The following is a 16,316-nucleotide window of genomic DNA, read 5'->3' as shown; positions in this document are numbered from 1 at the left end:
GCGAGACGCGTGCTGTGCGTTACCGGCGGGCACGCATGCCCTTGACCAACCCTGGGGGAAAGAGAGTGACCGAATGACGAACATGGTCCCGTGGCAGCAACGGCTGTCCACCGGTACAGAAGGCATCCAGGACGAGGTAGTCCGGTTGTACCAGCAGACGCGTCAGAGCAAGGCGTACCTGCCCACGATGATCTGGGGCACGCTCCAGACCGAGGCCTACGCCTCCGTCATCCTCCGGCACGTTGTCGAGTTCCTCGGTGTCCCTGACGACGTTCCGGCGGGGGTCGCCAAGCGAATGGAGCGGCAGCAGGTGCTCTACGGCGGTGAGCACCGCTTCGACGTCATCCTCGGTGAGCAGGCCCTGTACACCAACGTGGGAGGGCCGGCGGTGATGCGCGGGCAGATGGAACGTCTGCTTCGTGACTTCGACCTTCCCTCTCTCAGGCTGGGTGTCGTCCCGACCGCTGCCGAGGTGGGGATGGTTCCCGAACCCGGCTTCAACATGTACGACGACGGTCGAGTCCACTATGAACTCGTCTCCACCGGGGTGGACATCACCGATCCGGACGAGATCGCTCTCCACATCAAGGCGTTCGACATCCTCAGCGGCGCAGCCTGCTACGGCGACGACGCCAAGTCGCTGATCGGCAAGGCTTTGGCGTTCTGGGGCGGGCCCTGAGAGACGTGGCCCGGGCGTTGGAGTGCTGGGCTTCAAATGGCGGTAGCTCAGCGCCTCGGGCTCAATCGATGTCTCCGGTCTCCACGAGATGGTCCATGAACGCGGCGGCGATCCGTGGGCGCGTGGCGTCCGGTACAGGCGTATCGGGCAGTTCGGCCTCCACGCCCCACTCGGTGTTGAACATGACGGTCATGCCGTCGGGCACCACGGTGTTCCTGAGCCACAAGACGAATCGCGCCGCCGAGCCGACAGTGCAGTCCTTGACCGACACCCCTTCAGGAGTCAGCAAGGCCATGCCCTCGAGCTGTTCGTCGTCCAGCGTGATCCCGAAGTGCATCGACGACCCCTGAACGGGTCCGCCGTTACCTTCGTCGACGCGGATGAACGCCTCGGGGTTCCCTTCGCGCAATAGTGTCGCGAGACGCTCGTACGTCAGGCCCCAGCTCTGCCCGGGCTCTGGGGCGAAGGTGTACATGGTGCGCAGCTCGACGATCTCGTCCGCTTCCATCGTGGTGCTTCCTGTGCAAGGGGCGGTTGTCAGGGAGTAACGAGCGTGGTCCTTCACGTCATACCGCGCCCACCAGCGAGAAGACCCCCAGCCGATCTCGGCTGGGGGTCTTCGGCATTGGTCGTGCCCAGGTCATACAGCGAGCTCAGCAGTCGAGCTGCCGGTGGGGCTCGGGACCACTGTTCCCTGCGGGACCTTGACGGTGCCGTCTCCCTTCGGGATCGGCTTGCCGTCGACGCACAGTCCCGGGGCCCGCGTCGGGCTGCTGCAGTAGCTCTCCGAGACCACACCGCCGGACTCGGGGGCCGTCTCGGAGCCCTCCGTGGACTCGGGGGCAGTCTTCGTGTCCTCGTCTGTGCTGTCACGGTCCTCGTCCGAGTTGTCGCGGTCCTCGCTATCTCGGTTGTCCCAGTCGGCTGTGATGGTGGTTGCCGGGGGCGTGGCCGGGGCGGCGAATGCTCCAGTAGGGACCAGTGCGCCTCCTGCCGCCAGGGCGGTCGAGGCCGCGAGCATCAGAACACGCCGCTTGCGAGTGGTGGGGGAGGCGGTGGCGGTCATGGAGATTCTCCTTTGATGTGAAGGGGTGATGGGTGTTGGCCCGGCGAATCACAGGTCTTTGATGGTGGGGCGCCTGACCGGTGGATTCGGCCGCCGGAATTGTTCCGGGGATTCAGCGGCCACCGGTTCTGCGTGAACCCATGTCTCAAGTAAGCCCTGGCCCGCGAGGTGCGTCATGTCGCTGCATCTCGGGGCTTGACAGGTGGCGGCGCTCATGAGTCGAGGCGTCCCAGGTCAGGCTTGCCGGGCAGACACAGCTGCGTGACCATCCGCGCGTGTGACGGTTACGCCGGTTATGCATGCATCGACTTCGGGCAGACCGGCTGCCGTAGGCGCCGTCATGTCGCTGCTCGTTCTCCTCGTCACAGTCCTGAGCGGCCCACCAGCCACCGCCGGCAGCCACGCGCCGCCCGCGGCGGACGCCGCCGCGATCCGTGAATGGAACACGATCGCCACCGACACCATCAGCACCAACCTCGGCGCCACCCGCCCCTCGGGCCAGGTGGTCATCTGGCACGGGTTCGTCTCGGCTGCCGTCTACAACGCCGTGGTGGGCATCCGGGGCGACTACGCCCCCTACAAGTGGCGGGTGCGCGGTCCCTCCACCGCGTCGCCCGAGGCGGCCGCCGTGGCCGCGGCCCACCGCGTGCTGGTCACCTATTTCCCCGCCTCCCAGGCGCCGCTCGACGCCGCCTACGCCGAATCCCTCGCCAGGATTCCCGAGGGCAGCGCCAAGACGCGGGGCGTGGCCTTCGGGGAGCGGGCCGCCGAGCACCTCATCGACCTGCGCGAAGGCGACGGACGGGGTGCGCCAGTGCAGTTCACCGCCCCGCCCGCGCCCGGCGTCTGGCGGCCCACCCCACCCGGCCACCAGCCCTTCATCGACCCCTGGCTCAGCAAACTGCGCCCGATGCTGCTTGCCTCCCCGGACCAGTTCCGTCCTGGAGCCCCGCCCGCACTGTCCTCGGCGCGCTATGCCCGGGACGTGAACGAGGTGAGGATCATGGGGGCGAAGACCGGGTCGGCCCGCACCGCCTTCCAGACCGAGACCGCCCTGTTCTTCGGGGGCAATCTGGCCGTGCAGGTCCAGGCGGCGCTCCGGGACTACACGGCTCGGCACCACCTGGGCATCGCTGAGACGGCACGGCTGTTCGCCGCGGCGAACACCTCGGGCACCGACGCCGTCGTCGCCGCCTGGGACGCCAAACTCCACTACGGACTCTGGCGGCCGATCACCGCCATCCAGCTGGCCGACACCGACGGCAACCCCGCGACCTCGGCCGACCCGCAGTGGGAGCCGCTGCTCGTCACGCCACCGCACCCCGACTACATCAGTGGCCATGCCGCGGTCGCCGGCGCCGTGACCCAGGCCCTGAGCGGGCTGCTCGGCACGACGCGTCTCGACCTCACCTTCTTCTCCGAGGCCACCGGCACCACGCGGCACTACGAGTACGCCGACCGGATCAACGAGGACATGATCGACGCCCGTGTGTGGGCCGGGATCCACTTCCGCTCGGCGGATGTGGCCGGGTGCCAGGCCGGTAGTCGCGTCGGCGCCTGGGCGGTCACCCACTATTTCCGGCCGCTGCGTTCTTCGTATGACCAGGCGTCACCGGCGGTACGGTCCACGTGCCCGCGGGCCGGGATGCGCTGATGCTCTGATGCTCTGATGCTCTGATGCTCTGATGCTCTGATGCTCTGATGCTCTGACGCTCTGACGCTCTGACGCTCTGACGCTCTGACGCTCTGACGCTCTGACGCTCTGACGCCTTCCCGGCGGTCGCCCTCTCAGCTTGGTTGGTCTGCCGTTGGCTTCAAGTGGGCCAAGGCCGCCCGGGTTTTGTGAGGGTGGCGGTTCCGGGGCGAGTGTCAAGAGCGCCCTTCGGGCGTCGGCTTCGCCGATTTCACTCTTGACACTCGCCCCTCCACCGCGGGGTTCTTCCTGGCCGGGCGGCCCAGGGGTGGGGCGGCGGGGACGGTGGGGTGGTGGGTGGCGGCTCGTGGCCGGGTGGCGGGAGTGAGGGTGGGGCGCACCAGCAATTCGGGGCACGCGGCGGTGGATTGGCGGGTGGCGGGAGTGAGGGTGGGGCGCACCAGCAATTCGGGACACGCCACGGTGGATTGGCGGGTGGCGGGAGTGAGGGTGGGGCGCACCAGCAATTCGGGGCACGCCGGGATGGTTTAGCGGGTGGCAGGGTTGAGAGGGAGGGCGCACCAGCAAGTCGGGGCGCACCAGGATCGTTTAGCGGGTGGCGGTGCGTTGGTGGTGGGTGGCTCCGAGCGGTCGTAACCCGAGGTCCGCGTTGCGCGGTGTGACGGGTGGGGTGAGACTGCTGGTGGGGGTTGAGTTTCGGGCGGGTGCGGCTGCAGCGTCCGTTGGGTGGGCTCGCCCCTGTGCGCTCATTGCATCCGCGCGATTCCGGCAGCGGGTGTAGGGGCGCGTCTTCCGCCACTCCCGATATGCGCTGGAGGGGTTCATGCGTGCCTCTTGGCGGACTCTGAAGGCTTCTGCTCTGGCGTTGGTGGGCATCCTGGCCGTGCCGGCCGGTGTCGCCGTCCCCGCTCCGGCCGAGGATGCGGCTGCGCAGGAGGTCCGCTGCGCATGGCCGGGCGTCGTCAGACCGAGCAGGCTGAACATCGCCTTTCCCGAGACGAACGCGACGTACTGGATGATGCCCTACCGGGTCGGCGAGGGTGAGCGCCTGGTGGTGGACGGGACGTATCCGTCTGCCCGGTTCACTTCGCTGACGGTGTACGACGCCAAGGGGTCGCCCATCGATTCGCTCGCCGACTACGAGATCGCGCCGAGTCGTGGGAGCAAGAACCCGTTCGCCGTGCCGGACGCGGGCACCAACCCCGACCAGCACCGCTATCGGGTCACGGTGCAGCCGGGTGCCGCGGTCGGCGCCGGCGACAACACGCTCGCCGCCACCAAGGACAGCGCCGCGTCCGGCTTGGGGTGGCTGGTGCTGAGGATCTACGTACCGGCCGAGGCGTCCGACCCGACGGGCGGCGTCCCACTGCCCGCCCTGTCGAGACAGCGTGAGGGCAGCAACCCCAGCGCCATTCCGACGTGTTCCCGGGCTGGGGCGGCCCAGGGGCCCGACGGGCCGGTGGCGGAGGAGCTCAGGGAGTTGGTGAAGGACAACGCGCCGCCCGGAGGATTCGAGGGCTGCGGGGAATCCACCGTCGAGGCCCCGGGATTCGCGATCCCCAACAAGGTCGGCGGCCTGTTCCCCAACCCGTACAACAAGTACCTGTGCAGTCCGCTCGCCCACGAGTCGGGCCGTATCGCCGTCATCCGCGGTCAGGCGCCCACCTTCCCCAACACCGGTGAAGGTCAGTCGGTACTCGACAAGACCCAGCTCAGGTACTGGTCGATCTGCCAGAACCAGTGGCAGCTTCCCTACCCGGCCAGCTCCTGCGCCGCCGACTTCCAGACGGCGCTCGACAAGGACCGGCGCTACACCTACGTGGTCTCCACCAAGCAGGACCGCCCCGCCAACGCGACCGAGGACAACGGAGTGACCTGGATCGACTGGGGACCCACCAACGTCAACAGCGTGCTCCTCTTCCGGAACATGCTCCCGGCGCGGGACTTCGCCCACGCCGTCCAGGACGTCCCGTCCGGCCAGGACCCGGCGACGGTCATGGACGCGTACTACCCGACCGTCACCTACTGCACCAAGACCGCCTTCGCCGAGGGCGGACCGGACGCCTGCCCGGCCTCCTGACCGGCCGGTCAGGGGTCCCGCCCCCTGACCGGCCGGTCAGGGGGCGGGACGACGGGACGACGAGCGCTGTGTGCCTCACCGGCTGTCGTACTCGTCGTGGCGGCGCCACCAGAGGCCGGTCTCGTTGCGGCCGAGTGGGGCGCGGTCGAGCCACTGGTACATGCCCCAGAGGATGTCCAGGCCGCGCTCGTACGTGGAGTAGGTGTGGTAGACGATGTCGTCCTCGCGTGCGAACGCGCTCATGCCGGGGCCTTCTCGCCGGTACGTGTCCCAGTCCGTCCCCGAGTCCGCCGCCATCGCCGTGTCGATCTCCGACGCGCCGACATCCATCATGCGGTAGTTGTACTCCACCGCTCCCGACTGCCACTCCTCCTCGGTGTGCGCCACATGGAAGTCGTGGTTGAAGTCGCTTTCGTACGAGGACGCCCAGGGGAAGCTCCAGCCCATCCGCCGTTTGTACGCCTGCACTTTCGCGAGCGGGGCCCGCGATACGGCGCAGAGGGTGACGTCGTGGTGGGCGAGGTGGACGCCGATGCCGTTGAAGCCGTCCGCGATGTTCGAGCAGGTCGGGCACCCTGCCCCGTAGTCCGGCCCGAACATGAAGTGATAGACGAGGAGCTGTGAGCGGCCGCGGAAGAGGTCGGCGAGTGACGCCGGGCCCTCGTCGGTGTCGAAGCGGTACTCCTTGTCGATGCGGACCCACGGCAACTCCTGGCGCTGCCGTGCCAGTTCGTCGCTGCGTCGCGTGAGCGCCTTCTCGGCGTCGAGCAGCTCCAGGCGGGCGGTGAGCCACTCCTCGCGGGTTCCGGTCTTGTGCTTGGTCATTGTTTCTCACCTGCTTGTCCTTGGCCTGCGACCTGCTTGTCCTTTGCCTGCGACCTGCTTGTCCTTTGCCTGTGCCGGCCGTGCCCGCCTCACATCGGCGGGGTGGCTCCGGGCACCGTCGACGGCGCGACGACGATCAGGATTCCGAGTCCGACGATCGCCAGCGCCAGCGGCACATCGACGGCGGCTCTCGGGGGCAGCAGCTTCTGGGCGAGGACGAGGGCGGCGATCAAGGACATCCAGACGACGCTCATGAGGCTGAGCGCCACCAGGATCAGCATCAGCCCGATGCTGGAGCCGACGCAGTAGAGCCCGTACTCGAATCCGGGGCCCGCGCTCTCACGACAGCGCCGGCGGCAGTACCGCTTGAGCGGCGTGAACTCGTAGACGCCCGCCGCGATCACCACCGCGCCGGCGGCGTAGGACCCGTGCGGCCGGTACAGCGCGTACACGGCGAGGCCCACGAGGGTCCAGACGGCGAGGTACGACCCGACGAACAGCAGCACGTCACGTACCCGACCGCCCGCGTGAGCGCGTCTCACCACCGCCGGGACCGCGCCCGGCAGCATCATCGCCGCCATCATCACCACCCACAGGCCGATGAAGACGGCGAACGGGCCCAGCCGGGTCGCCACGCCCATGTCCATTCCCTGCATCTGCCCGACCGCGACGACCCAGGATGCGGCGGCGAGCCCCAGCGTCGCCGTCAGCGCGGCGGTTGTCGCGGGATTCCTGGCGTCCGTCATGGCCGCGGGGCCGGGAGCCTGCTTCCCGAGAAGCCTGCGTCTCGTCTGCTCGACCCTGTGCGGAAGCTCCATCGGCTTCTCCGTTCGTCGAGTCCGTCCCTCTCCACCAAGCCTGGTCGACGACTCCGGGCCCGCAACCGCAGCTCACGTTGCACTAATCAAGTTTTATTAGCGCCGGGGTGGGGCATACACTCTCTTGCCACGACAGCTAGACAAGTTTGACTAGCCTGGGACTAGCCTGGTTGCCGGGATTCGACTCGCCACCGCTCGCCAAAGGAGCCTGCATGACCTTCCTGCCCGACACCGGATACGCCCCCACCCCGGAAGACCGCGCGAGCCTGGACGCCTGGTTCGCGGAGTACGACGCGGCGAGTGGCAAGCGTGACGTCGAGCGGATGGCCGACATGGCGGTGTTCCCGCTGAACCTCGTGAGCGACGATTCCGCGGGCAACGGTCGATCGGCCCAGTGGGACCGGGAGCAGTTCGTCGCGACCATGACCCATGTGATGGGCGAGGGAGGCCAGGACATCACCTTCGAGTCCACCCGAACCCCCGTGTTCCTGTCGGCCTCGATGGCCGTGGTCTTCACGGACTCGACCATGACCGTGGACGGCCACTCCCAGCAGCTCCGGTACGCCGACATCCTGATCAGGCGGGACGGGAAGTGGGCCTTCCAGACGATGATTCAGGGAGGCTGGGGAGACAATCTGTAGCGCGGACCGGCATCTTCGGGGTGTGGAGGCTACTCGCCGACGACTCGTAGGCCGTAGGCCGCCTTGAGGTCGGGAATCCAGTCGTCGAAGAAGCGGATGCCGTGCCGCTCGCCGAGGCGGTTCAACTCGTCGAGCGTGGCCGGTCCTTGCCGCAACCGGTCTGCGAAGTCCTTGAAGAAGAGCTCGAATCCGCCCGGTGTGTACACCTCCATGAGGCGTGCCGGGTCGGGACTCGCGTTCCACATCGTGTGGGGGATCCCGCGCGGCTTCATGACCCAGCAGCCGGTTGTGGCCCTGACGACCTCGTCGCCGACCCGGGCGTGCATCTCCCCGTCGAGTATGTAGAGCCAGACGTCGTTCTGGTGGATGTGGGGTGGTAGCAGGAGGCCGGGTTCGAAGAGCTGCTCGATGATCGAGATGGCCCCGTCGGTCTCCTCGCTGTACAGCTTGACGACGACGCCGTCGGCGTTGTCGCCCTCGTCCCTGGCGACCAGTGTCTTGCCCTTGATGCGTGCACTCATAGCCCACCTCGCCATTCGTGGCCACACCGCCACGCTACGACTCGAGATGCGATCTCGTCGCGTCGCGGCGGACGATGGACGGAGAGGAAAGGTGCTCCATTCGCGGGGGGGTTCCATCCGCTTCGCACGACCATCACCACCCCTGATGCCCATGTTGCTCACAGACAAGAACGCCGTGATCTTCGGAGCCGGTGGGTCGATCGGCGGCGCGGTCGCTCGCGCCTTCGCCCGTGAGGGAGCCAGGGTCTTCCTCGCCGGGCGCACCGAGGCCAAACTCCAGGCCGTGGCGGGGGAGATCGCCGCCACGGGAGCAACGGCCGTGACCACTCGGGTCGACGCGCTCGACGAACAGTCCGTCAACGACTGTGTCGCCGCGATCGTGAAGGAGGCCGGGCGAGTCGACGTCTCGTTCAACGCGATCGGACTGGACGAGGTGCAGGGCATCCCGCTCATCGAGATGTCCTACGACGACTTCGCCCGCCCGATCACCATCGCGACCAGAACGCAGTTCCTGACCGCGAAGGCGGTCGCACCGCACATGATCGAGGCCGGGTCGGGTGTGATCATGATGATCACGGCGTCGCCGTCCCGGATTCCCTTCCCCCTCGTCGGCGGCTTCGGCGTGACCTGCGCCGCGCTGGAGGGCTTCTCCCGCACGCTGGCCGCGGAGCTCGGGCCCAGCGGTGTGCGCGTGATCTGTCTGCGCTCGGCCGGGTCGGTGGAGTCGATAGAGGAAGTGCTGGACAAGCACGCCGTCGGCACCGGCACCACGCGTGACGAGTTCATCGCCGGTCTGACGGACATGACGCTGCTGAAACGGCTGCCCGCGCTCGACGACGTCGGCAACGTCGCCGCGCTCATGGCCTCGGACCACGCCGCCGCCGTGACCGGAGCGGTCCCCAATGTGACGTGCGGCCAGGTGGTCGACTGACGGCCACCGCCGACCCTGCGGAGGGGACGGCGGTGGCCCCATGGGCGTCTACGACGCCGGGTTCAGGTCAGCTCGGCCGAACAGCAGGGCGTAGCCCGGGGGGAGTTGGGCGATGACCCGGGCGATCAGGTCGTCACCCACCAGCTGCGGGAGCGTGCTGAGGACCGAGCTGACGTCCCAGCGGGCCGTTGCCGGGGTGGCGCCCTCGGTGCGGACGGCCACCGAGTCGACGAATTCCGAGGCCGTCAGGGGGCGGGTGGCCGGGATCTGGGAGGCGACGACTCTCGCCGCCTCTTCGGGGAGAGCCTGGGCCAGGGCCACTCGTTCGTCGCCCGTGACGTGGCCGCCGAGGGCGGAGAGGACGATGCGGGTGATACGTTCCGCTTCCGCTCTCGTCGGGTACTGGCCCGCTTCCTGTACGGCGGTGATCAGGTCCGCCCAGGTCGTCGTACCGGTGCGGTGGGGTGCGGGCATCGTCGGTGCGGTCATCGTGCGACCTCTCCTCCTGGTCCGAAGGGCAAGGGAACGCGTCCCGCGGGCGGCGGTGTGCGGGCCTGCGGGACGCTTCTCGTCGACAACTGAGTTCGGCTGCCGGGCTCGGCGGCAGCGCTCAGCCGCTGATCTGCCTGCGGCTGTCGCCGCCGGTGATCTGGATGCGGCGCGGCTTGGCCGCCTCCGCCACGGGGATGCGCAGCGTGAGGACGCCCGCCTCGTACGAGGCGTCGATGCGGTCCGTGTCGAGGGTTTCGCCGAGGAACAGCTGGCGGGTGAAGGTACCCGTGGAACGTTCGGCGACGATCATCTCCGCGCCCTCGGGGGCCGGGTTGCGGCGCTCGGCACGGACGTTGAGGACGTTGCGTTCGACGTCCAGCTCGATCGACTCCGGGTCGATGCCGGGGAGGTCGAAGTGGACGATGAAGTCGTCCCCCGCTCGGTAGGCGTCCATCGGCATCACGGCCGGACGGGTGGGGCCGAAGACCTGCTGCGCGAGTCGGTCGAATTCGCGGAACGGGTCGGTGCGCATGAGCATCACGGGTCACTCCTTTCGTGACGGGGCTGGGTGCGATGCCCTACGGCTTTCTATATAACTCGCGGGAGGAAAGTTGACAAGAGGCGACTCAGGTCAAGTCCCGGCGGCGGCCCACCGGGACCGTGAGCAGGTACAGCGGCGGCAGGAGCGCGGCCGCGCACACCGTCCACAGAGCCGCGTGCGTCCCCGCGTATGTGGCGAGCAGGCCGGCGGTGAGGGCGCCGAGCGGCTGGGCGCCCCAGGAGACGAAGCGGACGGTGGCCATGACACGGGAGAGGAACTCGGGCGGGGACTCGGTCTGGCGGTGGGTGCGGGTGGTGATCGAGCCGATGACGACGCCGAACGCGAAGCCGGCGTTGCCCAGGGCGAACCAGTACGCGTCGGCCGCGGAGGTGGTCAGCGGGGCCAGCAGGGCCGCGGCACCGCCGGCCAGCGCGGTCCCGACGAGCCCCCGGGCGGTGCCGAACCGCCGGGTCAGTCGGACCGCCACGACGGATCCGGCGAGCGCGCCGACTCCGTCCATGGCGAGCACCAGCCCGAGTTGTACGGGCGTCAGTCCGGCCTCACGGACCAGGTAGAGGGGCGTGAGGGCGACCAGGGCCGCACAGACGAAGTTGGTGGCGGTGGCCCAGAGCATGCAGGGCAGCATCACCGGGTGCCGCGTCACGTACGTCCAGCCCTCGCGGATCAGCCGGAGGGCGCCGTCGCCGGTGCGGGCGGCGGGGCGACGCTCGGGGAGGGTACGCAGCAGCACGGCTGAGAGCAGGTAGCTGGCGGCGTCCACGAGGAGCGCGCCGACCGGGCCCGCGGCGTGCACGAGGAGGCCGCCCCCGGAGGGCCCTGCGGTCTCGGTGACGGCGTGCGTGCCGGACATCAGGCTGTTGCGGGCGGCGAGCTGCCGGTTCGGGACGATGGCGGGCAGAAAGGTCGAGTTGCCGATGTCGAAGAGTACGGTCGCGGCGCCGGTGACCAGAGCGGCGAGCAACAGGTGCGGGTAGGTGAGCCGGTCGAGCCACCAGGCGAGCGGGAGGGATCCGACGGCGGCGAGCCGTACGAGATCGAGGGTGACCTGGAGGCGGCGGAGCGGGACGCGCTGGGCGATCACTCCGGCCGGGAGGCTGAGCAGCAGCCAGGAGATCTGTCCGGCGGCGGCGAGCAGGGCGGCCTGGAGCGCGGTGGCGTCGAGGACTGTGAGGGCGACCAGGGGGAGAGCGAGGGCGGTGACGGCGGTGCCCGCGTTGCTGACGGTGGCAGCGGCCCAGTAGCGCCAGAAGACGGCCGGAGGCGAGGTCGCGTGGTGGGTGCTGCGGCGATCGCGCTCCGGGACCGTCGGTGTCCGACTCATGCGACGCCCACCCTTCAGTGAGTCTCCTATGGGAACTTACTTGGTTTGCAAGTCAGTTCCTATCCGGAACTGACCACATGGCGCAAGATGGTTTCGAAGGCCGGAGGTTGGCCGGACGTTGGCCGGACGTCGTATCCGCAAGACAGGAGACCCATGGTCAGGTCGGTGCCCGAGCGGGACGCCGCCTGTGCGATCGCGCAGGCGGCGGCGGTGGTCGGCGACTGGTGGAGCCTGCTCCTGGTTCGGGAGACCGCACGCGGGCACCACCGGTTCGACGCGCTTCAGAAGGAGTTGGGTATCTCCCGGAAGGTGCTGACCGAGCGCCTTGCGCACCTGGTGGAGGCGGAGGTCCTGGAGAAGGTTCCGTATCAGAGTGGCCCGGTGCGGTACGAGTACCGGCTGACGGAGAGCGGGCGGGGGCTGCTGCCCGTGCTGCTCTCGATGCAGGACTGGGCGGACCGCTGGCTGCTCGGCGACGGCTCGCTGAGCGGCACGGCCGACGAGGAGAGTGCGGAGGCGCTGCGGGTGGCGGGCCTGGTGGGCGAGCGGCTGCCGCGCCTCGAACTGCCGGGGCACCGGGACGGTGAGCCGCTGGACCCGGTGGCCGAGGCGGCGGCCACCGTCCTGTTCTGCTACCCGGCGACCGGTCGCCCGGGCCCGTTGCCGGACGGCTGGGCCGACATCCCGGGTGCCATCGGCTGCACACTGGAGAACCGGCTGTTCCGGGACGCGTACGACGACTTCCGCGCGGCGGGCGCCGAGGTGCGCGGCGTGAGCACTCAACGCCCGGACGAGCAGCGGGTGTTCGCGGTCGAGGAGGGCATCCCCTTCACCCTGCTCTCGGACGTCGACCTGCGCCTGGCCGCCGCTCTGCGGCTACCGGTGTTCCGCGCCGGGCAGGCACTGCGGCTGAAGCGGGCGGTGCTGGTGGTGGACCGCGAACGCGTGGTGCGCCAGGCGCGCTTCCCGGTGACGGACATCCCGGGGGCGGTGCGCGAGGCGCTGGCGGTGGTACGGCGGGTGGCGGCGCGGAGCTGAAGGGCTGCGTCCGGCCCCGTGCGAGAGGGCGGCGAGTCAAGTCCCAGTACTCCCAGCCCGTTGCGGAGAAGGTGGGCGCCTGGCCCGCCTACGACGCCGACCTGAACGCCTTCCGGTACCCCTGCGGACTCGTCCCCACCACCCGCCGGAAGCGTTCCCGGAACGCCGTGGGCGAGCCGAAACCGGCCTGCGTCGCGATGCGTTCGACGGGATACGACGTCGTCTCCAGCAGATACTGCGCCCGCCGCACCCGCGCCCGGTGCAGCCACTGCAACGGCGTCGTCCCCGTCTGGTCCCGGAAGCGCCGGTTGAGGGTCCGCGCGCTCATCCCGGCCCGCGTCGCGATGTCGTCCAGCGTCAGATCCTGGTCGCAGTTGTCCTCCAGCCACGCCAGCAGGGGCTCCAGCGTCGCGCCCGCCGGGGCCGGCGGCTGGTCGTGGACGATGAACTGGGCCTGCCCGCCCTCCCGTTCCAACGGCATGACCGACATCCGGGCGGCGTGCGCGGCGACCGCCGAGCCGTGGTCCATGCGGATCATGTGCAGGCACATGTCCATCGCCGCGGCGGCGCCCGCCGAGGTCAGGAACTGGCCGTTGTCGACGTAGAGGACGTTCGGGTCGACCGTCACCTTCGGGTACCGCCGCGCCAGATCCGGCGCCGCGAACCAGTGCGTCGTGGCGCGCAGACCGTCCAGCAGGCCCGTCGCCGCGAAGATGAACGCGCCCACGCACACCGACGCGATCCGCGTACCGTTCGCCGCCGCCGCGCACAGCGCCTCGGTGACCCCGGGCGGCAGCGTCTCCGGCGGGTCGCCGACGCCGGGCAGGATGATCGTGTCGGCCTCCGCCAGCGCCTCGATCCCGTACGGCGCCCGCACGGTGAACGCCCCCGCGCTCACCTCCTCCCGCTCCGAGCAGACCCGCACCCGGTACGCCTCACGACCGTCCGGCAGCCGGGCCCAGCCGAAGGCGTCGATCGGGGCGGAGAGGTCGAACGGGATGACGCCGTCCAGCGCCAGTACGGCCACGGTGTGCATGGCGGGATCGTAGGCTTACGACGGACTTCTGCCAACATGAGCTGTCAGGCAAGAAGGCCGGCCTCCTTACTCCATCACGCACGGCGAGAATCCGTTGAAGCGTGGCATTATCGCCACTTCTGCGAGATCGGACCGGCCGCATAGCGTCGACGCCCGTGACCAAGTTCCTCCTCGCCGTCCACGTCCTCGCCGCGATCGTCGCCATCGGGCCCGTCACCGTCGCCGCGAGCATGTTCCCGCCCGCCGCGCGCCGGGTGCTGGCCGCGCCCGACGACCCCAAGGCCGGCGAGACGGTCCAACTGCTGCACCGCATCTGCCGGGTGTACGCCACGATCGGCGTCGTCGTGCCCGTGTTCGGGTTCGCCACGGCGAGCGCCATGGGTGTGCTCGGCGATGCCTGGCTGATCGTGTCCATCGTGCTGACCGCCCTCGCCGCGGTCGTCCTCGGCGTACTGGTGCTGCCCCGGCAGGAGGCGCTCGTAGAGGGCGGCGGGACGCGTGAGGCGACCGTGCGGCTCGCCATGTTCACCGGGGTGTTCAACCTGCTGTGGGCGGTGGTGACGGTACTGATGATCGTCCGGCCGGGATCGACGACCGGCGCCTGAAGCCGCTCAGTCCTGTCGCCGGTGCGTGAGCACGTTCACCATGCGCCCGTTCGGATCCCGCACGAAGAAGCGCCGCACGCCCCACTCCTCGTCCCGCAGCTCCCGCACGACCTCCGCGCCCGCCGCCACCACCTGCGCGTACACCGCGTCGACGTCCTCGACCTCCACGCTCAGGTCGGGGACGACGGGCGCGGTGCGGTCCTCGGTGACGAAGATGAGCTGGGCGGTCGGATTGGCGGGCGAGGCCAGGGTCATCACCCAGCCCAGGTTCATGACCTCCTCCAGGCCGAGCAGGCCGTAGAAGTCGCGGCTGGCGCTCATCGACTCCTCGGAGTCGGTGTGGATGTCGGGGACGATCCTGCGGACGGTCATCGGACGTGCCTCCGATCGGCGGGTGCCTTCGACGGGTCTGTTCGGTACGGGCGTCCAGTTTTTGTTATCGCCCCGCCCTTCGCACGTCTCCTCACCGTCCCCTCCACAGGCACGCGACTTACGACGTTGAGGTACGAGGCACGTGACGACACACATCAGCCGCCGCGGCATGCTGAAGGCCACGGGTGTGGCAGCCGGAGTCATCGGTACGGGTACGGCCCTCCGGGCGCCCACCGCCATCGCCGCCGGCGGGGCCTTCGCCCACCCCGGCCTCCTGCACACCGGCGCCGACCTGGACCGTATGGCCGCGAAGGTGCGGGCGGGCGCCGCGCCCTACACCGCCGGGTATGCCAAGCTCACCGCCAACCGGCATGCGCAGAGCGGCTGGACGGCCAATCCGCAGGCCGTCGTCCACCGGGGTGCGGGCAGCCCGCAGAACTACTCGATCCTCTACAACGACATCCACGCCGCCTACCAGAACGCGCTGCGCGCACATGTCTCCGGCGACCGCGCGCACGCCGACACCGCCGTGGCCATCCTCAACACCTGGTCCGCCAAGCTGACCGGCGTCCAGGGCTCGGCCGACCGGTTCCTCGCGGCGGGCCTGTACGGCTACCAGTTCGCCAACGCCGCCGAACTCGTCCGCGATCACGGCGGCTTCGAACTGGCCCGCTTCCAGAAGATGCTGCGGGAGGTCTTCCTGCCGCTCAGCGACGACTTCCTGAAGAACCACAACAACGCCGTCGTCACCAACTACTGGACCAACTGGGACCTGACCGCGATGGCCTGCGTCCTGGCCGTCGGCATCTTCTGCGACGACCGTGCCGCCGTCGACCGGGCCATCGAGTACTTCAAGCACGGCGAGGGGCTCGGATCCATCAAGAACGCCATCCCCGTCGTGTACGACGACGGGCTCGCCGAGTGGCTGGAGGCCGGGCGCGACCAGGGGCACGCGCTGCTCGGGGTCGGGCTGATGGGAACGTTCTGCGAGATGGCCTGGAACCAGGGCATCGACCTGTACGGCTACGACGACAACCGGTTCCTCAAGGGCGCGCAGTACGTGGCCAAGTGGAGCCTCGGGGACGAGGTGCCGTACACCGCGAACACCCGTAAGAAGGGCGCGATCGGCGGCTGGTCCGGCACCGAGACGGCGACCGGGGCCGCGGCGGTCGACCCGGCGACGACCCGGCCGATCTGGGCGATGATCGCCAACCACTACACCAGGCGGCGGGGACTCGACGCCTCGTACATCACCCGCATCGCCGCCAAGTCCGCGCCGGAGGGCGGGGGCGGGGACTACGGGCCGAACAGCGGGGGGTACGACCAACTGGGCTTCGGTACTTTGGCGTTCACGCGGGACCGGGTGGCCGGGAGTACGTCGTCGTCGCCGACGCCGACGCCGAGTGCCACGGCATCCGGCGCGCCCTCCCCCGCCGTACAGCCCGCGCAGCCCGTCCAGTCCGGGACCCCGGGCGCCTCCCCCACCCCGGACGGCGACCTCGCCGCCACCGGCACCGGCGATGTCGCGGGCTGGATCGCCGCGACCGGCATCACCGCCCTCGCGGGCGGACTGCTTCTGCTGCGGCGCCGGGGGCGTGCGGGTGACGGGGCCTCGTAGCGGGCGGTCTCCCCCATTTCTTCCGATATTTGGGCTCTTGCCGGCCGGGCTTAAGAT

The 16,316-nt window shown here is 69.6% G+C and carries 18 protein-coding genes; 8 read left to right on the top strand and 10 right to left on the bottom strand.

Annotated features, from left to right (window positions below; translation table 11 throughout):
* The first annotated feature begins 73 nt into the window (after positions 1 to 73).
* On the top strand, positions 74 to 679 hold the full coding sequence (locus tag I2W78_RS24670) for a DUF5753 domain-containing protein (protein WP_196462452.1): 606 nt from the start codon (positions 74 to 76) through the stop codon (positions 677 to 679).
* Between the two features lie 61 nt (positions 680 to 740).
* Here the strand turns inward: I2W78_RS24670 and I2W78_RS24665 are convergent, their stop codons facing one another.
* Positions 741 to 1,187, bottom strand: coding sequence for a hypothetical protein (locus I2W78_RS24665; RefSeq protein WP_196462451.1), 447 nt, complete (start codon positions 1,185 to 1,187; stop codon positions 741 to 743).
* A gap of 132 nt (positions 1,188 to 1,319) precedes the next feature.
* Positions 1,320 to 1,745: a hypothetical protein gene (locus I2W78_RS24660; RefSeq protein WP_196462450.1), complete on the bottom strand. Its 426-nt coding sequence runs from the start codon at positions 1,743 to 1,745 to the stop codon at positions 1,320 to 1,322.
* A gap of 340 nt (positions 1,746 to 2,085) precedes the next feature.
* Between I2W78_RS24660 and I2W78_RS24655 the strand changes: the two genes are divergently transcribed.
* Both I2W78_RS24655 and I2W78_RS24650 read left to right on the top strand, forming a co-directional pair.
* A complete protein-coding gene (locus tag I2W78_RS24655; RefSeq protein ID WP_230885574.1) occupies positions 2,086 to 3,399 on the top strand; it encodes a vanadium-dependent haloperoxidase in 1,314 nt (437 codons plus the stop codon).
* An 823-nt stretch (positions 3,400 to 4,222) separates the two neighbouring features.
* Positions 4,223 to 5,479 (top strand): hypothetical protein, encoded by a 1,257-nt coding sequence (locus I2W78_RS24650; RefSeq protein WP_196462448.1) that lies wholly within the window; start codon positions 4,223 to 4,225, stop codon positions 5,477 to 5,479.
* A gap of 75 nt (positions 5,480 to 5,554) precedes the next feature.
* Here the strand turns inward: I2W78_RS24650 and I2W78_RS24645 are convergent, their stop codons facing one another.
* Entirely contained in the window at positions 5,555 to 6,304 is a 750-nt protein-coding gene (locus I2W78_RS24645; RefSeq protein WP_196462447.1) for a DUF899 domain-containing protein, read from the bottom strand.
* A gap of 89 nt (positions 6,305 to 6,393) precedes the next feature.
* Complete coding sequence (locus I2W78_RS24640) at positions 6,394 to 7,122, bottom strand: DUF2182 domain-containing protein (protein ID WP_196462446.1); 729 nt, start codon at positions 7,120 to 7,122, stop codon at positions 6,394 to 6,396.
* A gap of 212 nt (positions 7,123 to 7,334) precedes the next feature.
* Between I2W78_RS24640 and I2W78_RS24635 the strand changes: the two genes are divergently transcribed.
* On the top strand, positions 7,335 to 7,763 hold the full coding sequence (locus I2W78_RS24635; protein WP_196462445.1) for a nuclear transport factor 2 family protein: 429 nt from the start codon (positions 7,335 to 7,337) through the stop codon (positions 7,761 to 7,763).
* A gap of 29 nt (positions 7,764 to 7,792) precedes the next feature.
* Here the strand turns inward: I2W78_RS24635 and I2W78_RS24630 are convergent, their stop codons facing one another.
* Positions 7,793 to 8,284, bottom strand: a complete 492-nt coding sequence (locus I2W78_RS24630) for a cupin domain-containing protein (RefSeq protein WP_196462444.1) — start codon at positions 8,282 to 8,284, stop codon at positions 7,793 to 7,795.
* A 151-nt stretch (positions 8,285 to 8,435) separates the two neighbouring features.
* Here I2W78_RS24630 and I2W78_RS24625 point away from each other — a divergent pair, with 151 nt between their 5' ends.
* Positions 8,436 to 9,215: an SDR family NAD(P)-dependent oxidoreductase gene (locus I2W78_RS24625; protein WP_196462443.1), complete on the top strand. Its 780-nt coding sequence runs from the start codon at positions 8,436 to 8,438 to the stop codon at positions 9,213 to 9,215.
* A gap of 48 nt (positions 9,216 to 9,263) precedes the next feature.
* Here I2W78_RS24625 and I2W78_RS24620 read toward each other — a convergent pair whose 3' ends face one another.
* From I2W78_RS24620 to I2W78_RS24610, 3 genes are all read right to left on the bottom strand, one after another.
* On the bottom strand, positions 9,264 to 9,704 hold the full coding sequence (locus tag I2W78_RS24620) for a DUF2267 domain-containing protein (RefSeq protein WP_196462442.1): 441 nt from the start codon (positions 9,702 to 9,704) through the stop codon (positions 9,264 to 9,266).
* A 121-nt stretch (positions 9,705 to 9,825) separates the two neighbouring features.
* Entirely contained in the window at positions 9,826 to 10,245 is a 420-nt protein-coding gene (locus I2W78_RS24615) for an Hsp20/alpha crystallin family protein (RefSeq protein ID WP_196462441.1), read from the bottom strand.
* A gap of 88 nt (positions 10,246 to 10,333) precedes the next feature.
* Positions 10,334 to 11,590, bottom strand: coding sequence for an MFS transporter (locus I2W78_RS24610; protein ID WP_196462440.1), 1,257 nt, complete (start codon positions 11,588 to 11,590; stop codon positions 10,334 to 10,336).
* Positions 11,591 to 11,743: 153 nt separating this feature from the next.
* Between I2W78_RS24610 and I2W78_RS24605 the strand changes: the two genes are divergently transcribed.
* Positions 11,744 to 12,628, top strand: coding sequence for a winged helix-turn-helix transcriptional regulator (locus tag I2W78_RS24605; protein WP_196462439.1), 885 nt, complete (start codon positions 11,744 to 11,746; stop codon positions 12,626 to 12,628).
* A gap of 88 nt (positions 12,629 to 12,716) precedes the next feature.
* Here the strand turns inward: I2W78_RS24605 and I2W78_RS24600 are convergent, their stop codons facing one another.
* Positions 12,717 to 13,664, bottom strand: coding sequence for a GlxA family transcriptional regulator (locus I2W78_RS24600; RefSeq protein WP_196462438.1), 948 nt, complete (start codon positions 13,662 to 13,664; stop codon positions 12,717 to 12,719).
* Between the two features lie 155 nt (positions 13,665 to 13,819).
* Here I2W78_RS24600 and I2W78_RS24595 point away from each other — a divergent pair, with 155 nt between their 5' ends.
* A complete protein-coding gene (locus I2W78_RS24595; protein ID WP_196462437.1) occupies positions 13,820 to 14,269 on the top strand; it encodes a hypothetical protein in 450 nt (149 codons plus the stop codon).
* A 6-nt stretch (positions 14,270 to 14,275) separates the two neighbouring features.
* Here the strand turns inward: I2W78_RS24595 and I2W78_RS24590 are convergent, their stop codons facing one another.
* Positions 14,276 to 14,641, bottom strand: a complete 366-nt coding sequence (locus I2W78_RS24590; RefSeq protein ID WP_196462436.1) for a VOC family protein — start codon at positions 14,639 to 14,641, stop codon at positions 14,276 to 14,278.
* Positions 14,642 to 14,810: 169 nt separating this feature from the next.
* On the opposite strand from I2W78_RS24590, the gene I2W78_RS24585 reads away from it, so the two are divergent.
* The gene (locus I2W78_RS24585; RefSeq protein ID WP_196464699.1) at positions 14,811 to 16,259 is read left to right on the top strand and encodes an alginate lyase family protein; all 1,449 of its coding nucleotides are present in this window, start codon (positions 14,811 to 14,813) and stop codon (positions 16,257 to 16,259) included.
* Positions 16,260 to 16,316: the final 57 nt, after the last annotated feature.

It is taken from the genome of Streptomyces spinoverrucosus, from assembly GCF_015712165.1.
In the GTDB taxonomy this organism is placed as follows: Bacteria; Actinomycetota; Actinomycetes; order Streptomycetales; family Streptomycetaceae; genus Streptomyces; species Streptomyces spinoverrucosus_A.
This window is presented reverse-complemented; position numbering and strand designations above follow the sequence as displayed.

Coding starts and splice junctions, on each gene's coding strand:
- I2W78_RS24590 (WP_196462436.1), bottom strand. CDS start 14,641: ATGACCGTCCGCAGGATCGTCCCCGACATCCACACCGACTCCGAGGAG.
- I2W78_RS24620 (WP_196462442.1), bottom strand. CDS start 9,704: ATGACCGCACCGACGATGCCCGCACCCCACCGCACCGGTACGACGACC.
- I2W78_RS24635 (WP_196462445.1), top strand. CDS start 7,335: ATGACCTTCCTGCCCGACACCGGATACGCCCCCACCCCGGAAGACCGC.
- I2W78_RS24640 (WP_196462446.1), bottom strand. CDS start 7,122: ATGGAGCTTCCGCACAGGGTCGAGCAGACGAGACGCAGGCTTCTCGGG.
- I2W78_RS24600 (WP_196462438.1), bottom strand. CDS start 13,664: ATGCACACCGTGGCCGTACTGGCGCTGGACGGCGTCATCCCGTTCGAC.
- I2W78_RS24655 (WP_230885574.1), top strand. CDS start 2,086: ATGTCGCTGCTCGTTCTCCTCGTCACAGTCCTGAGCGGCCCACCAGCC.
- I2W78_RS24610 (WP_196462440.1), bottom strand. CDS start 11,590: ATGAGTCGGACACCGACGGTCCCGGAGCGCGATCGCCGCAGCACCCAC.
- I2W78_RS24645 (WP_196462447.1), bottom strand. CDS start 6,304: ATGACCAAGCACAAGACCGGAACCCGCGAGGAGTGGCTCACCGCCCGC.
- I2W78_RS24660 (WP_196462450.1), bottom strand. CDS start 1,745: ATGACCGCCACCGCCTCCCCCACCACTCGCAAGCGGCGTGTTCTGATG.
- I2W78_RS24585 (WP_196464699.1), top strand. CDS start 14,811: ATGCTGAAGGCCACGGGTGTGGCAGCCGGAGTCATCGGTACGGGTACG.
- I2W78_RS24615 (WP_196462441.1), bottom strand. CDS start 10,245: ATGCTCATGCGCACCGACCCGTTCCGCGAATTCGACCGACTCGCGCAG.
- I2W78_RS24625 (WP_196462443.1), top strand. CDS start 8,436: ATGTTGCTCACAGACAAGAACGCCGTGATCTTCGGAGCCGGTGGGTCG.
- I2W78_RS24605 (WP_196462439.1), top strand. CDS start 11,744: ATGGTCAGGTCGGTGCCCGAGCGGGACGCCGCCTGTGCGATCGCGCAG.
- I2W78_RS24665 (WP_196462451.1), bottom strand. CDS start 1,187: ATGGAAGCGGACGAGATCGTCGAGCTGCGCACCATGTACACCTTCGCC.
- I2W78_RS24670 (WP_196462452.1), top strand. CDS start 74: ATGACGAACATGGTCCCGTGGCAGCAACGGCTGTCCACCGGTACAGAA.
- I2W78_RS24650 (WP_196462448.1), top strand. CDS start 4,223: ATGCGTGCCTCTTGGCGGACTCTGAAGGCTTCTGCTCTGGCGTTGGTG.
- I2W78_RS24630 (WP_196462444.1), bottom strand. CDS start 8,284: ATGAGTGCACGCATCAAGGGCAAGACACTGGTCGCCAGGGACGAGGGC.